The organism is Pedobacter sp. N36a (assembly GCF_014472395.1).
Lineage (GTDB): Bacteria > Bacteroidota > Bacteroidia > Sphingobacteriales > Sphingobacteriaceae > Pedobacter.
This window is the reverse complement of the sequence record NZ_JACSZW010000001.1, coordinates 134,879-151,431: the sequence shown is the minus strand read 5'-3', so window position 1 is coordinate 151,431 and position 16,553 is coordinate 134,879. Positions and strand designations below refer to the sequence as shown.

Annotated in this window: 19 protein-coding genes and 1 pseudogene; 18 read left to right on the top strand and 2 right to left on the bottom strand. The window is 41.1% G+C overall.

Features of this window, described 5'->3' with window-relative positions; translation table 11 throughout:
• Positions 1-4: 4 nt before the first annotated feature.
• From H9X96_RS00745 to H9X96_RS00670, 17 genes and pseudogenes are all read left to right on the top strand, one after another.
• The gene (locus H9X96_RS00745) at positions 5-1,108 is read left to right on the top strand and encodes a cytochrome-c peroxidase (protein WP_187664441.1); all 1,104 of its coding nucleotides are present in this window, start codon (positions 5-7) and stop codon (positions 1,106-1,108) included.
• 9 nt (positions 1,109-1,117) lie between these two features.
• Positions 1,118-1,969 (top strand): MbnP family protein, encoded by an 852-nt coding sequence (locus tag H9X96_RS00740; protein ID WP_187664440.1) that lies wholly within the window; start codon positions 1,118-1,120, stop codon positions 1,967-1,969.
• Between the two features lie 6 nt (positions 1,970-1,975).
• A complete protein-coding gene (locus tag H9X96_RS00735) occupies positions 1,976-3,019 on the top strand; it encodes a cytochrome-c peroxidase (protein ID WP_187664439.1) in 1,044 nt (347 codons plus the stop codon).
• A gap of 13 nt (positions 3,020-3,032) precedes the next feature.
• Positions 3,033-3,959: a transporter gene (locus tag H9X96_RS00730; RefSeq protein WP_187664438.1), complete on the top strand. Its 927-nt coding sequence runs from the start codon at positions 3,033-3,035 to the stop codon at positions 3,957-3,959.
• A gap of 128 nt (positions 3,960-4,087) precedes the next feature.
• Entirely contained in the window at positions 4,088-4,486 is a 399-nt protein-coding gene (locus tag H9X96_RS00725; protein WP_187664437.1) for an RNA polymerase sigma factor, read from the top strand.
• Positions 4,461-4,664, top strand: coding sequence for a sigma factor-like helix-turn-helix DNA-binding protein (locus tag H9X96_RS00720; RefSeq protein WP_187664436.1), 204 nt, complete (start codon positions 4,461-4,463; stop codon positions 4,662-4,664). Before H9X96_RS00725 ends, H9X96_RS00720 begins: the two co-directional genes overlap by 26 nt.
• A gap of 67 nt (positions 4,665-4,731) precedes the next feature.
• Entirely contained in the window at positions 4,732-5,187 is a 456-nt protein-coding gene (locus H9X96_RS00715; protein WP_187664435.1) for an anti-sigma factor, read from the top strand.
• A gap of 32 nt (positions 5,188-5,219) precedes the next feature.
• Positions 5,220-5,354, top strand: a pseudogene (locus tag H9X96_RS22780) (anti-sigma factor); the annotation flags it as partial.
• 165 nt (positions 5,355-5,519) lie between these two features.
• Positions 5,520-5,777 (top strand): FecR domain-containing protein, encoded by a 258-nt coding sequence (locus H9X96_RS22775; protein ID WP_255430976.1) that lies wholly within the window; start codon positions 5,520-5,522, stop codon positions 5,775-5,777.
• A 171-nt stretch (positions 5,778-5,948) separates the two neighbouring features.
• Entirely contained in the window at positions 5,949-7,493 is a 1,545-nt protein-coding gene (locus H9X96_RS00705; protein WP_187664433.1) for a TonB-dependent receptor plug domain-containing protein, read from the top strand.
• A gap of 96 nt (positions 7,494-7,589) precedes the next feature.
• Positions 7,590-7,943 (top strand): hypothetical protein, encoded by a 354-nt coding sequence (locus H9X96_RS00700; protein WP_187664432.1) that lies wholly within the window; start codon positions 7,590-7,592, stop codon positions 7,941-7,943.
• Positions 7,944-8,043: 100 nt separating this feature from the next.
• On the top strand, positions 8,044-8,499 hold the full coding sequence (locus H9X96_RS00695; protein WP_370576688.1) for a hypothetical protein: 456 nt from the start codon (positions 8,044-8,046) through the stop codon (positions 8,497-8,499).
• An 11-nt stretch (positions 8,500-8,510) separates the two neighbouring features.
• Positions 8,511-8,801: a hypothetical protein gene (locus H9X96_RS00690; protein WP_187664431.1), complete on the top strand. Its 291-nt coding sequence runs from the start codon at positions 8,511-8,513 to the stop codon at positions 8,799-8,801.
• Between the two features lie 6 nt (positions 8,802-8,807).
• Positions 8,808-8,981, top strand: coding sequence for a hypothetical protein (locus H9X96_RS00685; RefSeq protein ID WP_187664430.1), 174 nt, complete (start codon positions 8,808-8,810; stop codon positions 8,979-8,981).
• 276 nt (positions 8,982-9,257) lie between these two features.
• Positions 9,258-10,319 (top strand): acyltransferase family protein, encoded by a 1,062-nt coding sequence (locus H9X96_RS00680; RefSeq protein ID WP_255430940.1) that lies wholly within the window; start codon positions 9,258-9,260, stop codon positions 10,317-10,319.
• Between the two features lie 93 nt (positions 10,320-10,412).
• Positions 10,413-11,639: a family 20 glycosylhydrolase gene (locus H9X96_RS00675; RefSeq protein ID WP_187664428.1), complete on the top strand. Its 1,227-nt coding sequence runs from the start codon at positions 10,413-10,415 to the stop codon at positions 11,637-11,639.
• The gene (locus tag H9X96_RS00670; RefSeq protein ID WP_187664427.1) at positions 11,626-12,927 is read left to right on the top strand and encodes a family 20 glycosylhydrolase; all 1,302 of its coding nucleotides are present in this window, start codon (positions 11,626-11,628) and stop codon (positions 12,925-12,927) included. The genes H9X96_RS00675 and H9X96_RS00670 overlap by 14 nt, the downstream gene beginning before the upstream one ends.
• A 185-nt stretch (positions 12,928-13,112) precedes the next feature.
• On the opposite strand, the gene H9X96_RS00665 is transcribed toward H9X96_RS00670, so the two are convergent.
• Both H9X96_RS00665 and H9X96_RS00660 read right to left on the bottom strand, forming a co-directional pair.
• Positions 13,113-13,307, bottom strand: coding sequence for a hypothetical protein (locus tag H9X96_RS00665; protein ID WP_062549506.1), 195 nt, complete (start codon positions 13,305-13,307; stop codon positions 13,113-13,115).
• A 148-nt stretch (positions 13,308-13,455) separates the two neighbouring features.
• On the bottom strand, positions 13,456-15,225 hold the full coding sequence (locus H9X96_RS00660) for a hypothetical protein (protein ID WP_187664426.1): 1,770 nt from the start codon (positions 15,223-15,225) through the stop codon (positions 13,456-13,458).
• A gap of 136 nt (positions 15,226-15,361) precedes the next feature.
• Here H9X96_RS00660 and H9X96_RS00655 point away from each other — a divergent pair, with 136 nt between their 5' ends.
• A complete protein-coding gene (locus H9X96_RS00655) occupies positions 15,362-16,546 on the top strand; it encodes a PAS domain-containing sensor histidine kinase (RefSeq protein WP_187664425.1) in 1,185 nt (394 codons plus the stop codon).
• Positions 16,547-16,553: the final 7 nt, after the last annotated feature.

Below are 16,553 nucleotides of genomic sequence, written 5' to 3'. Positions count from 1 at the left end.
AATCATGCGTCGTCATTCAACTTTTCTGCTTTTCGATTTTCCAGGGTTTAAAGCTTTCTTTTTTAGTGCAATACTGCTGCTGGTTTCTTGTAAAAAAGAAGTAGTGCCGGAAGTGTTGAATGAAGATGGCCTGCATGACCTAGAATTAGCGCGTCCTGCAAATTTCCCAGCAGTAATGAAACAGCCTGATAACCGGTTAACAGTGCAAGGGGTTGAATTGGGCAGGAGGTTGTTTTACGACGCTCGATTGTCTGGTAATAACCGGATTTCCTGTGCTTCCTGTCACCATCAGGGGCTCGCGTTTTCAGATGGACTGGCCTTAAGCAATCAGGGGATTTCCGGAAAAACGCTGGATCGCCATGCCCCGGTTTTGTTCAATCTGGCCTGGGCAAATCAGGGGTTATTCTGGGATGGAGGTGCCAAAAACCTGGAATCCCAGGCTTTTGGTCCTTTAACCAGTGCAGATGAAATGCATCAGGATTTATATGAGCTGGAGGCTGAGTTGAAGGCAATACCAGATTATGTAAGCCGGTTTAAGCAGGTTTTTAATTCAGAAATCAAATCTGCGGATGTGGTGAAGGCCTTAGCGCAATTTCAGCGGACCTTAATTTCCGGTAATTCCCGTTATGATCAATACATCCGTCAGGAAAAATCAGCTTTACTAGACGCTGAGGAATTGCTGGGCATGAACCTGGTAAAGGAAAAATGCGGCAACTGTCATGCTGGAGCGCTGTTTACCGACCAGATTTTCCATAACAATGGCCTCGATGATCATTTTTTTGAGGCCTACGAAGGGATTTATCAGGGACATTTCAGGGTGAGTTTTGATCCTGAGGATATGGGGAAGTTTAAAACACCTTCGCTAAGAAATGTGGCATTAACAGCTCCTTATATGCATGATGGCAGGTTTAAGACACTGGAGGAAGTGCTGGATCATTATCAGTCTGCTATAAAGATATCCTTAACTACTGATGTCAGCTTATTCCAGAATCAGGGAAAACCAGGGATCCCAATGTCAGCAATAGAAAGAAAGGCGATTCTAGCCTTTTTAAACATACTTACGGATCATGACTTTATAAATAATAAAGCACAAGGTCAAACTAATTAAAATAAAAAAATGAAAAACACATACTTCAAAATAGCAAGCCTACTGTCCGTTTTAAGCATCGGCTTTGCCGGATGTTCTAAAAAAGACAGTCCAACGCCTGAGTTTCAGGAAGCCAATCTGGCGCCATTATCTATAGAGTTCGATAATATAGTTGGCGCCAGAACTTTCACGCTAAACAACACCGGAAGTCCTTATAAAAATGCTGCGGGAGAGCAATTTACGATTTCCTTTTTACAGTACTTTATCAGCAATATTAAAGTAGAAACCGCAGCTGGTAATAGCTATGCCGTGAATCCGGATAGCAGTTATTTCTTGATTAAAGGAGCAGATAAAGCCTCCCGTTTTGCGAAGGTACATGTGCCGGAAGGAGATTATACAAAAGTTACCTTTACGTTAGGAGTAGATAGCCTGCGCAGCACTATGCCTATAGATAAGCGTACCGGTGTTTTGGATCCTGCTGCTGGTGGCGATCATGAGAATGGTGGCATGTATTGGGGCTGGAATAACGGATATATTTTCTTTAAATACGAAGGGAATTCTAACGTAATTTCTGATGATGCTAGTGGAGATCCGACCGGTAAAAAGCAGTTTAAATATCATATCGGATTTTTTGGCGGTTATTCTGTGCCTACCATCAACAACATCAAAGTGATTACTATGGACTTAAATGCTGCGGGGATTGCTAAAGTAAGAAAAGACAGACAGAGCAATGTGCATCTTTTTGTGGACCTGATGAAGGTGTTTAATGGGAAGACTCCTTTCAGCATTGTCGCACATCCAAACGTGATGTTTAATGATTTTAGTAGTACAGTAGCCGGGAATTATGTGGACATGTTTAAACACGATCACACTGAAAATTAAGCGAAGATGAGAAAGAAACATTGGATGGTTTTACTGGTATTCGGCTTGTTTATTCTGGCCTGTAAGAAGGACCATCCCGTTAAAGAAGAAATAGAAAGGTTTTTAGGTTTTCAAAAGCCATCAAATTTTCCAGAGCCAGTGTACAATTTCGCGAATAATAAGGTAACAAAGGAAGGGTTTGAGTTGGGTAGGGCTTTGTTTTACGAGCCAAGGCTTTCCAGAAATAACACGATCACCTGTGGTTCCTGTCACATTCAATCTGCTGCATTTACACAGCATGGACATGATGTGAGCCATGGAATCGACGACCGTTTGGGTACCAGGAATTCTCCACCGATCATGAACCTGGCCTGGAGCAAGGCTTTTATGTGGGGTGGAGGAGTGTATGACCTGGATCTTCAGCCGATTACCCCAATTACTACACATGAAGAAATGGATGAAAGCCTGGAAAATGTATTGAACAAAATCAGGGCCGTACCTAAATATACCGCCATGTTTAAACAGGCTTTTGGGACGGAAGAGGTAACTACGGCCAGGTTCATGAAAGCTCTGTCGCAATTTATGCTGATGTGCGTGAGCAGCAATTCAAAGTATGATCAGGTAATGCGAAAAGAAGGCACTGTTTTTACGGCTGATGAACAGGAGGGGTACGTGCTTTTCAAGGAGAAATGTGCTTCTTGTCATTCGGAACCCTTATTTACAGATGGCTCTTTCCGTAACAATGGCTTAGGGACGAGTGCAGTAAATGACCAGGGATTATATGCGGTTACGCTGATCGAAACTGATCGCTATAAGTTTAAAGTTCCTTCTTTGAGAAACCTGAAGTATACAGCTCCTTTTACCCATGATGGTCGTTTTTTGTCCCTGGATGGGATGTTGGAACATTATAATTCTGAAGTGAGAGATACACCGAATCTTGATCCCCAGCTTCGTAAAAACGGCAGGCTAGGGATTGAGTTATCGGCAACAGACAAATTGAAATTAACTGCGTTCCTTGGAACGCTTAACGATGAAGCATTTATCAATGATAAACGCTTTTCAGAACAATAATATTTAGATAGAAATGAGAAATAAAACAATAGTGCTGACCATATTTATGCTGTTCATCATCGCTGCAAGCAAGGCATGCGACATTTGTGGCTGCGGTGTAGGAAGTTATTATCTGGGGATTTTGCCGGAATATAATAAGCGTTTTATAGGTTTAAGGTATCAGCATAAAACGTTACAGACACACTTGGGGCCATTGGAAGAAAGAACCCCAATTACTGCGGATGAAACTTATCAGAGTATGGAAGTTTGGGCTGGATGGAATTTCGGTTCTAAATTCAGAGTACTGGCTTTTCTTCCTTATAATTTTAATGAACGGGTTAGTCAGGCAGGAAACGGCACTAAAACCGGGCTTGGCGACATCGCATTGATGGGCTATTACAAATTACTGGACCAGACTGGAACGCTTGGAGATCGTTTATTAGTGCAGTCCATCTGGATTGGCGGTGGTATCAAAGTACCTACCGGAAAATATGAGCCGACGGAACGTTTAGCGGTCAGCGAATCACCTAATAACTTTCAATTGGGAACGGCCAGTACCGATTTCACCCTGAATGCGGCTTATGATATCCGTTACAATGATCTGGGGTTAAATGCCAATGTCAATTATAAAATGAACACAGAAAATAAGTATGATTATCGCTATGGGAACAAGCTGACGGCTAATTTACTGGCTTATTATAAATTCAGAGTTGCAGAAAAAATTACGGTAGCACCGAATGCTGGTGTATTGTATGAAACCGCGCAAAAAGATGTCGAAAACAACAAGTATGACGTACCGGTTTCTGGAGGTTATTCTTTATCCGCAGTGGCAGGCCTGGAGCTGGCATTGAAGGGCATAACACTGGGTGCAAATTATCAGAATGTGCGTTCTCAGAATCTTGCAGACGGTAGAGCGAAGGCTGGAAACCGTATGATGCTCCACGTTTCTCTTCCTTTTTAGTTTAAAACGACTCAGCAGGTGCAGTGAATTCTGCTGAGTCATTTGCTCATTTATTTTAAAGAATTTGTGGTAAACCTTCGATTTAATTTGTTATAACCAGACCCTAACTAACCTATCTTAACGACCGTATGAATCTCTCAATTCTAACCGATGATGAGTTGATCGTGCTTTTTAAGCACGGAAGCGAGCGTGCATTTCAGGAAATATATAGTCGCTATTGGAAAGGGGTATTCCAGGTTGCTTTTAAGAAGGTTCATCATAAGGAACTCGCCGAAAAGCTCACACAAAATCTTTTTGTAGAGCTTTGGAGGAAGAGAGAAAGCGTCAATATTATCTCGATCAGCAATTATCTTTTTGGGAGTCTTAAATATAACATTATCAATCATTATAAGGCACAGCTGGTGCGCACGAAATATGAGGATCACCTGAAGGTCTGCAATAATGATTTTGTAGCCAATACCAACTATTTGTTGATGCTCAATGAATTGTCGGAAGCGCTGAATGAGGGGAATCGCCCGATTACCTAAAAAAACCGGTGAGGTGTTTAAGCTGAGCAGAATGGAGCATTATTCTGTGAAAGACATCTCCCGGGAGCTCAATATCTCTGAGAAAGCCGTAGAATACCACATCACGCGATCGCTTAAATCCATGCGGTTTCATTTAAAAGATTACCTCTTACCTCCTTTAATTGCGCTGTTGGCATAAAAATATATTTTAATTTTCTTTAGGGATCGCAGTGCTTTAACTGACATATAGTTTAAAAGCTATAACAATGAGTAGAGAAGCATTTCATCTTTTATTGGATCGGTATCTGGAAGGAAAATGTACAGCGGAAGAAAAACGTGTCGTTGAAGAATGGTATGGGATTTTGGATAAGGAGGATTTGGAAGAAATCAATCCCAGAGAAATTACTACGCTGGAGCAGAAACTTTGGGACCGGATTCATACGGATATTTCTGAAGTCGATGAACCATTCCCTAAAATACCGCGCTCAAGGACATGGCTGTGGTCTGGAGTTGCAGCGGCCATCATAGGTTTCTGCTTAATCACGGGACATCTGTTTTTTAAAGAGCAGGTGGCCAGTCCGCAATTTATGACTGCCGCTTTATCCAATGAGATCAAAAAGCAGCAGAATCTTGGCCAGCAGGCACAAAAGGTCATCTTTGAGGACGGAGTTTCGTCTTGTTGGAATCAAATGCAAGTATTCAATATCCTGTTCATTTTTTGAAAGACAAGCGCTAAGTCGTATTAGAAGGGACCGGTTTTTTCGAAATTAATCCGGATGCCTCTAGGCCATTTATGGTATACAGTAAAGATGTGGTCACTAAAGTATTAGGAACCAGCTTTCTGATGAGTACTAATGGAAGCATTAACCGGACGGAAGTTGCTGTGAAAACCGGAAAGGTAGCTGTTTCTCCGGTTTGCGGCAGATTGGATGTGGTAGAAAGTATCCTTGGTCGTCGCAATGAAGTGATCTTAACCCCAAATCAAAAAACAGTGTTTAAAGTGAATGACCAAACCTTTGAACAAAGCCTTGTTGCTAACCCGGAACCCTTGCAGATGAGTACTAAAACGGAAGTTAACGACCTGTTCTCTTTTAACGATGCACCACTTGCGGAGGTGGTTGCAATGTTGGAAAGGACCTATGGAATTAAATTTCTGATTGCTGATCAGACTTTGCTGGAGGACACGTTTACCGGTGATTTGACCGAGCAGAATTTATACAGTAAACTGGGTTTTCTATGTGCTGCTATCAAGGCATCGTATGAGATTTCGGGCACCACAATCGTCATTAAAAGTAAAAATAGTGGCCATTAAACCGGCTGTTTAGTTAACCAACCTCACCCAAACCTAAACCAAATGCGTATGAAAAAGAGAGACTTTTACTAGCCGCCCAAGGCAAAAAAACTGACAATGTTGCGGAACATTGCCAGTTAAAATGATTTTGAACGAAACTTTTCACATTAACGAACAAAAACTTCTAAACGTATGAATAAAAAGAGATTTGTTGCTTTAATAATAACAGCAATTCGAATATCTGTAAGCCAAATATTTCTTGTCATCTTATTTACCTGCAGTACTTTTGCGAAAAAAGCAGAAGCTCAGGGAGTACTCAACAAAGAAATCTCCATCAACATGAATGAAGGTAAAATCAGACAGCTTTTACAGGAAATACAAAGCCTGACTAAAGTGAAGTTTATTTATAGTCCTTCGGCCATCAAATTTGAAAGGATGACCTCTTTAAATGTCGTAAATAGACGTTTAAAGGATATTCTGGTAGAGGTGCTTGGCCCGCTAAATATTACTTATAAGGTAGTAGACCAGCATATTTTATTATATGACAAAGGTAGTCTTGCCGCTGTTGCAGCGGGTCTAGAGAAGCCGGTAGTTATCATTAAGGGACAGGTGACCTCAGTTAAAGGGGAAACCCTACCTGAAGTAAGTGTTAAAATAAAAGGGACCTCTATTGGGGCTATGACCGATTTAAATGGTAATTATGCCATCAATACAGTTTCTGCTGATGTTACCCTGGTTTTTACCTATATCGGTTTTATGACCAAGGAGGTTTTTGCTGCTGATAAAGCGATAGTCAATGTCGAGTCAACTGAAGCGCCCACTTCTCTAGGTGATGTAGTTGTAGTTGGCTACGCTGCACAAAAGAAGAAAGACCTGACAGGAGCGGTATCGGTGGTCAACGTTTCAGAAATGCTGAAACAGCCTACGGCATCAGTGGCTAATCTGTTAAAAGGACAGGCCTCTGGAGTCACCGTACTCGGTTCCGGACAACCAGGTGAACAGCCCCAGATCAAGATTCGGGGAATCAATACTTTCGGGAACAATAGTCCTTTGTCTGTAGTGGATGGGGTGCCAACTGAACGTTTTGCAGATATTAATCCCAATGATATTGAATCTGTTCAGGTGTTAAAAGATGCAGGTTCGGCCTTTATCTATGGTTCCCGTGCCGCCAATGGGGTGATTGTGATTACTAAAAAAAAAGGAAAGGGAAAAGTACAGGTTATTTATGATGCCTACTACGGTACGCAGCGCCCAAAAACCGGGAATGTATGGGATCTCCTTAGTCCGGCGGAAATGGCCACTCTGAAACGCCGGATGCTGATCAATTCCGGAGAAACAAACCTCAAGGATGACCTTTATGGCAATGGTCCTACTTATGAACTGCCGGATTATATCCTGCCAAAAGGAGCAAAAGAAGGCGATCCTTCAGTAAATCCCAACCTTTATAATGTGATTCCTTTCTTTATTTCCGATGCCGAATACAAAAAGTTTTACCGCATCACACGTGCCAATAAAGAAGGGACAAACTGGTATGAAGAAATCTTTAGCCCGGCACCAATAACCAGTCATAATGTGACGGTGAGCGGCGGTTCAGACCAGGGGAATTACCTGCTTTCTGCCAATTATTTCAACCAGAAGGGAACTTTAATGAATACCTATCTGGAACGATATACCCTACGTTCCAATACACAGTTTAATATTAGTAAAAAGCTGAGGGTAGGTGAAAACTTTTCTTAGTCCATCAGCACTAATCCTAAAATTGGCGGATTAACCGGTGATAATGCCATTGGACATGCTTTTAGAGAGCAGCCGATCATTCCTGTCTACGACATCATGGGTAATTATGGTGGATCTTACGGCGGGGCGCTTGGAGATGCGTTTAATCCTGTAGCGATGCTGGCCAGAACGAAGAACAATAAGGCCACTGACAACAGGTTGTTTGGTAATATATTTATAGAGGCTGATCTTCCCGCTTCACTTATTTTGAGAAGTTCATTTAGTGGCGCTAATTCAAATGGAAATAGCCGGGCATTTGTGTATCCTCAATATGAAAATGCAGAGAACAATATCAGTAATTCTTACTCTGAATCTTCTTATCCAAGTTTTGATTATACCTGGACGAATACTTTGTCCTTCAATAAGCAGTTGTCGGTACAGAAGATTTGCGGAACAGATACAGCACGATGAGTGGCAGCAATAGAGGTTATTTTTTTTTGATCCAGACTATACCAACCCGACCACTGGCAGCGGACCAAAAGATACCAATAGCGAGCGTATTGCCAGTGCTATGTTTTCCTTAATCGGACGTGTAGATTATAGTTTTAATGATAAATACCTGTTTGGTGGAACATTGAGAAGAGATGGTTCTTCCAAGTTTTTAGAAAACGTATATGGCTGGTTTCCGGCACTAAGCGCTGGATGGCGTCTTTCTCAGGAATCTTTTCTGAAAGATGTGAAATGGATCTCTGATCTGAAAATCCGGGGAGCGTGGGGAGTGATGGGCAACCAGCTCAATGTGTCAGAAGGAAATTCATTTGATACCTATAGCAGTGATATCGCACTTTCTTATTATGCCATCGGTGGAGGAAATAATGTCGTATCTGGTTTTTATAAAAACAGAACTGGTATTGATGCCACTTTATTCCAAGGGAAATTAGAGATTTCTGCAGATTATTATAGAAAAAACATCACTGATCTACTATTTAATCATTTAAAGAGGCACAAAACCTACTTGATATCGTAATCGCTTCCGGAGTGACTAGCAGCGGCAAGAAATACAAACTGAATGATGAATTTGCAGATAATTTTAAACCCAGTAAAGAAGACACTTCTGAAGTGGTTTTTGCAATTCAGATGTCGGCGAATGTAGATGCTAATGGTCCTTCTTTGGGAAATAACGGCGATATGCTGAATTTTCCTTATGGCGAGAGCCCTTTTGGTTGCTGTGGATTTTTTCAACCTTCTATTGATTTGGTCAATCATTATAGAACGGATGCGCAAACTGGTCTGCCATATTTGACTGATTATAAAGAGTATGCGGTGTGAAATGATATGGGAATCAAGGGGGCTGAACCTTTTCAGCCCGATCAGGGAACTTTAGATCCGCGATTGGACTGGACAGCAGGCAGACGTGGGATTCCATATTTAGACTGGGGCAATTATCCGGGAGAAACCTGGATCAGAGATCAGCGTTATGGTGGTCCTTACGGTCCCAAAAAATTCTGATGTTAGAAATGGAAAATTTATAAAGGGAAAAATGACATTTATCCGATTCCATAGCGACAAATTGATTTGAGCAATGCAGGTGGAGGAGCAGTCCTTAAACAAAATCCAGGATACAATTAGGAAATCACCATTTCTATTGATACCTTTTGTAGGAAGGAGGGACGGATGTCGCTCCTTCCTCGCTATTAAATTTTCCTGTAACCTATACTATAGCTAATGAACCAACCGCAACGTTTTTTATCCCTTGATGTATTTCGGGGAATGACAGTCTGTTTTATGATCATTGTGAACACACCGGGGAGCGGAGCACAGCCTTTTTCTATGCTGGAACATGCGGCATGGCATGGGTTTACACCTACCGATCTGGTTTTTCCTTCCTTTCTTTTTGCCGTAGGGAATGCCATGAGCTTTTCTGCGAGAAAGTTTGCCCTGATGAGTGACAGGGAAGTACTCGGTAAAATATTTAAACGAACGCTGCTCATCTTTTTAATCGGCTATCTGATGTACTGGTTCCCATTTTTTCATTATAATGAGGCCGGTGGAATTAGCTTTTCTCCCATTGGAAATACCCGGATCATGGGGGTGTTACAAAGGATCGCTTTGTGTTATGGGATCGTTTCTTTAATGGTCCATTATTTATCTACGAGATGGGTGATGGTGCTGAGTGTTTTGTTCCTAATTGGATATTGGCTGCTGCTGCTCATTTTTGGAGATTCCAGCGATCCCTTAAATATGACTGGAAATGCAGGTCAGTATCTCGATCAATTTTTGCTTGGAAGTGCTCATTTATATCATGGTGAAGGCGTTCCTTTTGATCCAGAAGGAATTTTAAGTACGATTCCGTCTTGTGTAAATGTGGTGATCGGTTACTTTGCAGGTAAGTTTATTCAGGAAAAAGGAAAAGGCTTTGAAAGTATTGCCAGGCTGTTACTCGTAGGAGTATCACTGGTGTTCCTGGCCTGGTGCTGGAACTTTGCATTCCCGATTAACAAGAAATTATGGACGAGTTCCTTCGTCCTGATCACTTGTGGGTTAGACCTGATCATTATCGCTGTATTAATTTATATCATCGAACTGAAATCTTATGTGAAATGGACGGGCTTTTTTACGGTATTCGGTAAGAATCCCTTGTTCATTTATATTGTGGCTGATCTTTTACTAATTATTGTCAATACCATATTCCCAAAATCAGATTTTGCAGGCTGGATCAATACGGTGTTTTTTCAGGCGATTGCTCCAGGACCTTTCGGCTCACTGTTGTTCGCCATCTGCTTCATGCTGGTCTGCTGGCTGATTGGCTATATTTTAGACAAGAAAAAGATCTACATCAGGGTTTAATTCGTGTTTATTCCTTCATCAATAGCGTGTTTAAAGGTCTTGATTGGAAGATTTAGATAAAAATCAATTCAAAACATATTAAAATATATGCCCATGAAAATTTACTTATTTGCTACTTTCTTTATATTTAGTATCAGCGGATCGGCTACCGCTCAGAAAGCTGCCCTTGTTTCTGCTGCCGATTTAGAATTGAACTGGATGCAAACCAATGATAAAGATGAAATGGTATTGACCGTCAAGAATAATGGTAAAGTTTCTTTACCTGCTGCGGGTTGGAAAATCTTCTTCAATTCCAGGGCGATGAAGACTATTGGAGTTGATAGCTTGCTGGCGAAGATTACGCTCGTTAACGGGGCTTTATTCCAATTGTCACCATTGCCATCCTTTAAGGCAATTGCGCCTGCTGAAGCAGTTAAACTTCATATAGCAACGGAGACTATCTATAATGTTTCAGAACGCCCCTCGGGATTTTATCTGGTTTGGGACAAAACACCTGATCAGGGTGCTGCGATTAAAAATGTAGAATTTCAGCACTTAGCAGCCCGGCTCACTTTTGAGCAGGAGCTGTCAAAGAAAGTTTATGAAGAGAATAAAAAGATCAAAGATATTCCGGTAAATCAATTGCCATTGGTTTTTCCAACTCCTGCGGATTATTCTCCGGGTAAAGGCACTTTCCGCTTAACCAGAGAGGTGAATGTAGTAGGAATACCTGCTTTTGCAAATGAAGCGTCTTTGCTTACCCAGGACATCACGCGGGTATTAGGTGAAAAAACAGCTGGCAGACCAAGTGCCGTTGCTGGGAAAATTGTTTTCTTGAAAGACGAAAAAATGGCTGAGGAAGCGTATGCGCTTACCATTTCGCCTAATCAGATTACTATAGCAGCATCGGATCCGGCAGGTGCCTTTTATGCGATACAATCTTTAAAAAGTATGTTTCCTGCAAGTTCCTGGTCGAAAATTGAAAAGTCGATTGCTATACCTGCAGCTGTGATTAATGACCATCCGAGGTTTGGATTTAGAGGTTTTATGATGGACGTAGGCAGGAACTTTCAGCCTAAATCTGAAGTACTGAAGGCCCTGGACCTGATGGCTTTGTATAAACTCAATGTTTTTCATTTTCACCTGACAGAAGATGAAGGCTGGCGTTTGGAAATTCCAGGCCTGCCAGAGTTAACTACCGTAGGGGCAGCACGAGGTCATTCTGTAACAGAACGCGCTCAGATTTTGCCTGCTTATGGTTCTGGACCAATAACAGGTCTGAACTCTGGAACAGGTTTTTTATACCAAAGCAGAGTATATAGAAATCTTGAGGTATGCTAGAGCAAGACATATCCGGGTGATCCCAGAAATTGAGACCCCTGGTCATGCCAGAGCAGCCATAAAAGCAATGGAGGCCCGCTACCACCGTTTGATGAAGGCTGGAGACAAAACAGCTGCAGAGTATTATTTGTTAAGTGATTTAAAGGATGAGAGTAAATATCGATCTGTACAGGGTTTTGATGACAATGTGATCAACCCAGCTTTACCTTCGAGCTATCACTTTCTGGAAAAGGTAACGAATGAGCTGATCGCCATGCATGGAGCAGCAAATGCACCTTTAACTACTATCCATTTTGGTGGTGATGAGGTACCTGTCGGCGTATGGGAGAAATCACCAGCAGCTGCTCAACTGGCCATCAAAGATCCACCAGTGCCGGGGACAGACGAATTGTGGTTCTATTTCTTTAGTAAATTAAACAAAATGCTGCAATCCAAATCGCTTTATTTATCTGGATGGGAAGAAATCGGATTGCATAAAAAAGAATCAAATGGCGAAATGAAAATGGTACCTGAACCGCGATTCTTCAAGGAGAATTTTCATGTAGATGTTTGGAATAACTTACACGGTAATGAAGATTTAGCTTATAAAATGGCCAATGAGGGATATAAAGTAGTGTTAACACCAGTCACCAATTTTTATATAGACCTGGCTTCGAACAAAAGCTTTCTAGAAAACGGGCAGAATTGGGGTGGTTATGTAGATGTAGACAAGCTCTTCTATTTCATTCCTTTCGATTATTATAAGAATATGAAAGAAGATGAGGAAGGAAATCCTGCAAATCCAGCGCGCTATAAAAACAAGGTTGGATTAACAGAAGCTGGGAAATCAAATATTGCGGGACTGCAAGCACCATTATGGAGCGAAAACATTAAAACGCCTGAACAATTTGAATATATGCTGCTGCCGAAATTATTGGGGTTGGCAGAACGCGCCTGGGCGAAAGATCCGGAATGGGCACTGGAAGAAGACCTCGAAAAAGGAAAAGTATCGTATGATCAGGCTTGGTCTGAATTTGTAAATGTGCTGGGCAAAAAAGAATTGCCAAGACTGAACTATTACGCTGGAGGGTTTAAATACCGAATACCGACTCCAGGAATAAATCTGAGTAATGGCCAGATCGCTGCAAATGTACAATTGCCAGGTTTGATCATCCGTTATACTACGGATGGAAAGGAACCAATGGCCAGCAGTAAAATATATACTCAGCCTATTCCTTTTCAGAAAGGTGTGAAGTTCCGTGTTTTTGATGTCACGAATAGAGGAGGAAGAAGTATGGTGATCAATTGATCTGAACTTTAAAGACTGGTGTTTAAACAAAAAAACAGGGATGAATCGGAGAGATCTATCCCTGTTTTAATAATGGCTGACCCACCACAGATCAACCTAAACCAAACAAACTGATGATATAACGGAGTTTGTTAATAAAAAGTTTTAAGTATGAAAAATAAAAACAATTTAATGACAATATGCCCTTATTCTTTATCGTGATATAAAAATTCCATGCCTTCAGGAGTGATAGAAGCGGCGTGCTGAACACGATCCCTATTGATATGGATATACCCTAAATTTTCCAATTCTTCATACTGCTCTTCCATTCCTCCTAAAATCGAAGAACTAACTTGCTGGTCAATGATGCCCAGTAATGATTTCATAGCTTCTTTTTCCATGTTATTTTTGGTTATAGTATCGAAATTCCTTTTAACTAATATAGTAAAAAATTAGGTTCCATAAAAGCCACGGAAAGAAGGGGGGGAGAACTATACACCAAAGTTCTTTTCTGACACGTGGCCTTATGTTTTGAGCGTCTGAATGGGTTTAACTTAAACTTTTTTCAGCCAATAACAGTTGCTTCAGCATTTCTTCCAGGGATAAGTTATCCTGGAATTTTAGTTCTGGAATGAGGGCACGATAATAAGCGATACCATCTAGTAATTGCAGTTTAAACTTGCTGAAGTATTTGTCTTTTTTTGTCGTTAATTCTTCCATCTGGTTGGCAATGTCTTTCTTCAGGTAGTCTACATATAAATGAAGTTCATTAATAAATAGGTTTGGACGACTGACATTGGCCAGTAGATTTTCACGGCCGTAAATATGATTGATCATTTCTTTCAGGGAGTATTTACCTTGAAAGAAGGCAAGATTTGGACCGGGACAAATACTGACCGCCCTGTTTTCTCTTGGTTTCATAATGCCAACTTTCAAATACGTAGAGGCACAAAGACCTTCACACAGACACACCTTTTCCGTAATAGATTGGAATTGTCGCTGGTAATCAGTTTCGGAAAGCTCCTGTTCCTTTAACTGCTTTATTTTCAGATTTTGATATTCTCTGGATGCGGTACAGATGGGTTCTGCAGTAAATTCGGTATTGGTACATAAGAATTTCTTAGTGCATGGGCTGCCTGGTCTGCCTTTTTCTATCCGTTGCAAGCGCTGTTCTTCAGCACTGCTCTTTTTGAAATTATTGAAAAGTACACCTAACGGAGAAGAATTGCTCAAGTAATAGTCTTCCGCCACCGCGCTGGCCAATTGGTTTAAGGTTTCATCGTCCACATTTGTCGCCTCAGGTACAAGGAGAAATGGGCTTCCCCATCCAGCAGCATCCAGCTGATAATAATTGAGCAGGAATTCATGTTCTTCGGCGGTACCAATTCCACCTTGTGCTGTAATGCGCTGTTCAGGCAAGGCTATTTCAAGGATTTCCTTGCTTTTTAGGGCATTAATATACATCTGGTAAAGCTCTGCTGCCAGCTCTCCACGTTTTTGTTTGAATTCTTCCAGAATAGGGCCTAATAAAAAACCTTCTGTTGCAAAGGCATGTCCTCCGCAGTTTAATCCTGATTCTACACGAAATTCGGACACCCATAACCCTTTTTTTGCCAGCATCTTGGCCTGGATCAATGCCGAACGGAAATCGCTGACTTTAAGAATGATTTTCTTTGAAAATGCGCCATTTGCATCCGGATAAAAGGAACTGCATTTTTCCATATAGGCATACAATCTTGGGTTGAGTCCTGCGGATATAATCACCGAAGAATTTAAAGTACTATTTGTAAAACCGCGCATCGCTGCTAATGCATCTGTAAAATCATCACCGTCAGTTTCGTGGTTCGCATTGTAATTTGCCTTATCCACTTTAGACATAATATTCACATCAATCGCCCCAGGTGTGATGACTTCAATTAATTCAGATTGCAAGGCAGTTTTTTGCGGGCCTTCTGGTAAATTTTTCATTTCCTGGTACCTTTTTTTCCATGCAGATTGCGCTGGCAGCAGTTCGAAATAAAGATTCAGGTCTGTTCCTTCTTCGTAAGACTGTGCCTTTAAAGCAGCAAATTGCCTCTTCACCTGTAAATCCAATAAGTTCAGATAGGCCGTAATCCTCTTGGCACGGCTATCAGCTTGTTTCTTGTCGATGAACGTAAATGTACCTGCGGTTTTTTCCTCATGGTATTTCCTCATGCGCTCTGTCAATTCATCATCTACGATGGAAACAACAGAGGAGATGCCATATCTGGCCACCTTTAAAGGAGTATCAATTGAATAGCCTAAGCCTAAAACTGGAATGTGAAAAGTATGGTTCATTTGCTGAGAAAAATTTACTTGCATCGCAAAAGAACAGACTATTTAAATTTAAAAACATGATATTAGTCACGCTTTTGTATGATTGAGGTTATTAGCTCAGTGCAATCGTTATCATTATATTTGTAAAAAAGAATACATGGAAGAGGCGAGGTTATTAAAAGCCATTATTGAAACTGCAATTGATGGGATTATTACCATAGATGACAGGGGCAACATAGAAAGTCTTAATCCAGCAGCATTAAGATTGTTTGGCTATAGTATCGATGAAGTTGAAGGAAAGAATATTTCATTCTTAATGCCTGAACCGGATAGAAGCGGACACGATGGTTACATTCATCGCTATCAATCGACCGGTGAAAAGAGAATCATTGGAAAAGGCAGAGAAGTAAAAGGCTTGAGGAAAGATCGGAGTACTTTTCCTTTTCGCTTGGCAGTGAGTGAGGTGCAATATGAGAACCGTATCATTTACACTGGATTTATCCATGATCTTTCTAAAGAAAAAGAAGCGGAAGAGCGTCTGAGAGAATATGCGGCGGAATTGGAAGAGCTGGTTGAGGAGCGTACAAAATCACTCAAAAAAACAGTGATGGCTTTAAGTGAAGCGAAAGAAGAGGTTAGTCTTTCTCTTGAAAAAGAAAAAGAACTCAATCAATTGAAAAGCAGGTTCGTTTCCATGGCTTCGCATGAATTCAGAACCCCGCTAAGTTCAGTACAGCTTTCAGCTTCCCTGATTGATAAATATGCTGAGCCTTACGACAATAAAAATATCACAAAACATGTCAGTAAGATCAAAAATGCAGTCAGCAATCTCACCACGATATTAAATGATTTCTTGTCGCTGGAACGACTGGAAGCAGGAAAAGTAGAGCCTACTTTTACACCTTTTGACCTGGTTAAACTCTCTGAAGAGATCACTGAAGAAATGCAAATGATGGCCAAGCAGGATCAGAACATCATTTACCAGCATACTGGACTGGAAAGTACGGTGCTCTTAGATCTTAACCTGTTAAAAAACTGCATGATCAATCTGATCTCCAATGCCATCAAATATTCTGGAGAAAACACCTTTATAGAATTTAATACGGAAATTACAGATTCCCAATGCATGGTCACGATAAAGGACAATGGAATTGGGATTCCTCAATCAGACCATAAGCACCTGTTTCAGCCATTTTTCCGTGCAAACAATACAGGGAATATTCCTGGAACAGGACTAGGATTAAATATCGTACTGCGTTATGCAACGCTGATGAAAGGTGAGCTGCATTTTGAAAGTACACTCCATACCGGGACTAAGTTTGTTTTGTCCTTTAATAAATAAAATACGA

What these genes read in the sequence shown, in the direction of transcription:
- H9X96_RS00745 (WP_187664441.1), top strand. Translation starts at nt 5, where the DNA reads ATGCGTCGTCATTCAACTTTTCTGCTTTTCGATTTTCCAGGGTTTAAA.
- H9X96_RS00740 (WP_187664440.1), top strand. Translation starts at nt 1,118, where the DNA reads ATGAAAAACACATACTTCAAAATAGCAAGCCTACTGTCCGTTTTAAGC.
- H9X96_RS00735 (WP_187664439.1), top strand. Translation starts at nt 1,976, where the DNA reads ATGAGAAAGAAACATTGGATGGTTTTACTGGTATTCGGCTTGTTTATT.
- H9X96_RS00730 (WP_187664438.1), top strand. Translation starts at nt 3,033, where the DNA reads ATGAGAAATAAAACAATAGTGCTGACCATATTTATGCTGTTCATCATC.
- H9X96_RS00725 (WP_187664437.1), top strand. Translation starts at nt 4,088, where the DNA reads ATGAATCTCTCAATTCTAACCGATGATGAGTTGATCGTGCTTTTTAAG.
- H9X96_RS00720 (WP_187664436.1), top strand. Translation starts at nt 4,461, where the DNA reads ATGAGGGGAATCGCCCGATTACCTAAAAAAACCGGTGAGGTGTTTAAG.
- H9X96_RS00715 (WP_187664435.1), top strand. Translation starts at nt 4,732, where the DNA reads ATGAGTAGAGAAGCATTTCATCTTTTATTGGATCGGTATCTGGAAGGA.
- H9X96_RS22775 (WP_255430976.1), top strand. Translation starts at nt 5,520, where the DNA reads ATGAGTACTAAAACGGAAGTTAACGACCTGTTCTCTTTTAACGATGCA.
- H9X96_RS00705 (WP_187664433.1), top strand. Translation starts at nt 5,949, where the DNA reads ATGAATAAAAAGAGATTTGTTGCTTTAATAATAACAGCAATTCGAATA.
- H9X96_RS00700 (WP_187664432.1), top strand. Translation starts at nt 7,590, where the DNA reads ATGGGTAATTATGGTGGATCTTACGGCGGGGCGCTTGGAGATGCGTTT.
- H9X96_RS00695 (WP_370576688.1), top strand. Translation starts at nt 8,044, where the DNA reads ATGTTTTCCTTAATCGGACGTGTAGATTATAGTTTTAATGATAAATAC.
- H9X96_RS00685 (WP_187664430.1), top strand. Translation starts at nt 8,808, where the DNA reads ATGGGAATCAAGGGGGCTGAACCTTTTCAGCCCGATCAGGGAACTTTA.
- H9X96_RS00680 (WP_255430940.1), top strand. Translation starts at nt 9,258, where the DNA reads ATGATCATTGTGAACACACCGGGGAGCGGAGCACAGCCTTTTTCTATG.
- H9X96_RS00675 (WP_187664428.1), top strand. Translation starts at nt 10,413, where the DNA reads ATGAAAATTTACTTATTTGCTACTTTCTTTATATTTAGTATCAGCGGA.
- H9X96_RS00665 (WP_062549506.1), bottom strand. Translation starts at nt 13,307, where the DNA reads ATGGAAAAAGAAGCTATGAAATCATTACTGGGCATCATTGACCAGCAA.
- H9X96_RS00660 (WP_187664426.1), bottom strand. Translation starts at nt 15,225, where the DNA reads ATGAACCATACTTTTCACATTCCAGTTTTAGGCTTAGGCTATTCAATT.
- H9X96_RS00655 (WP_187664425.1), top strand. Translation starts at nt 15,362, where the DNA reads ATGGAAGAGGCGAGGTTATTAAAAGCCATTATTGAAACTGCAATTGAT.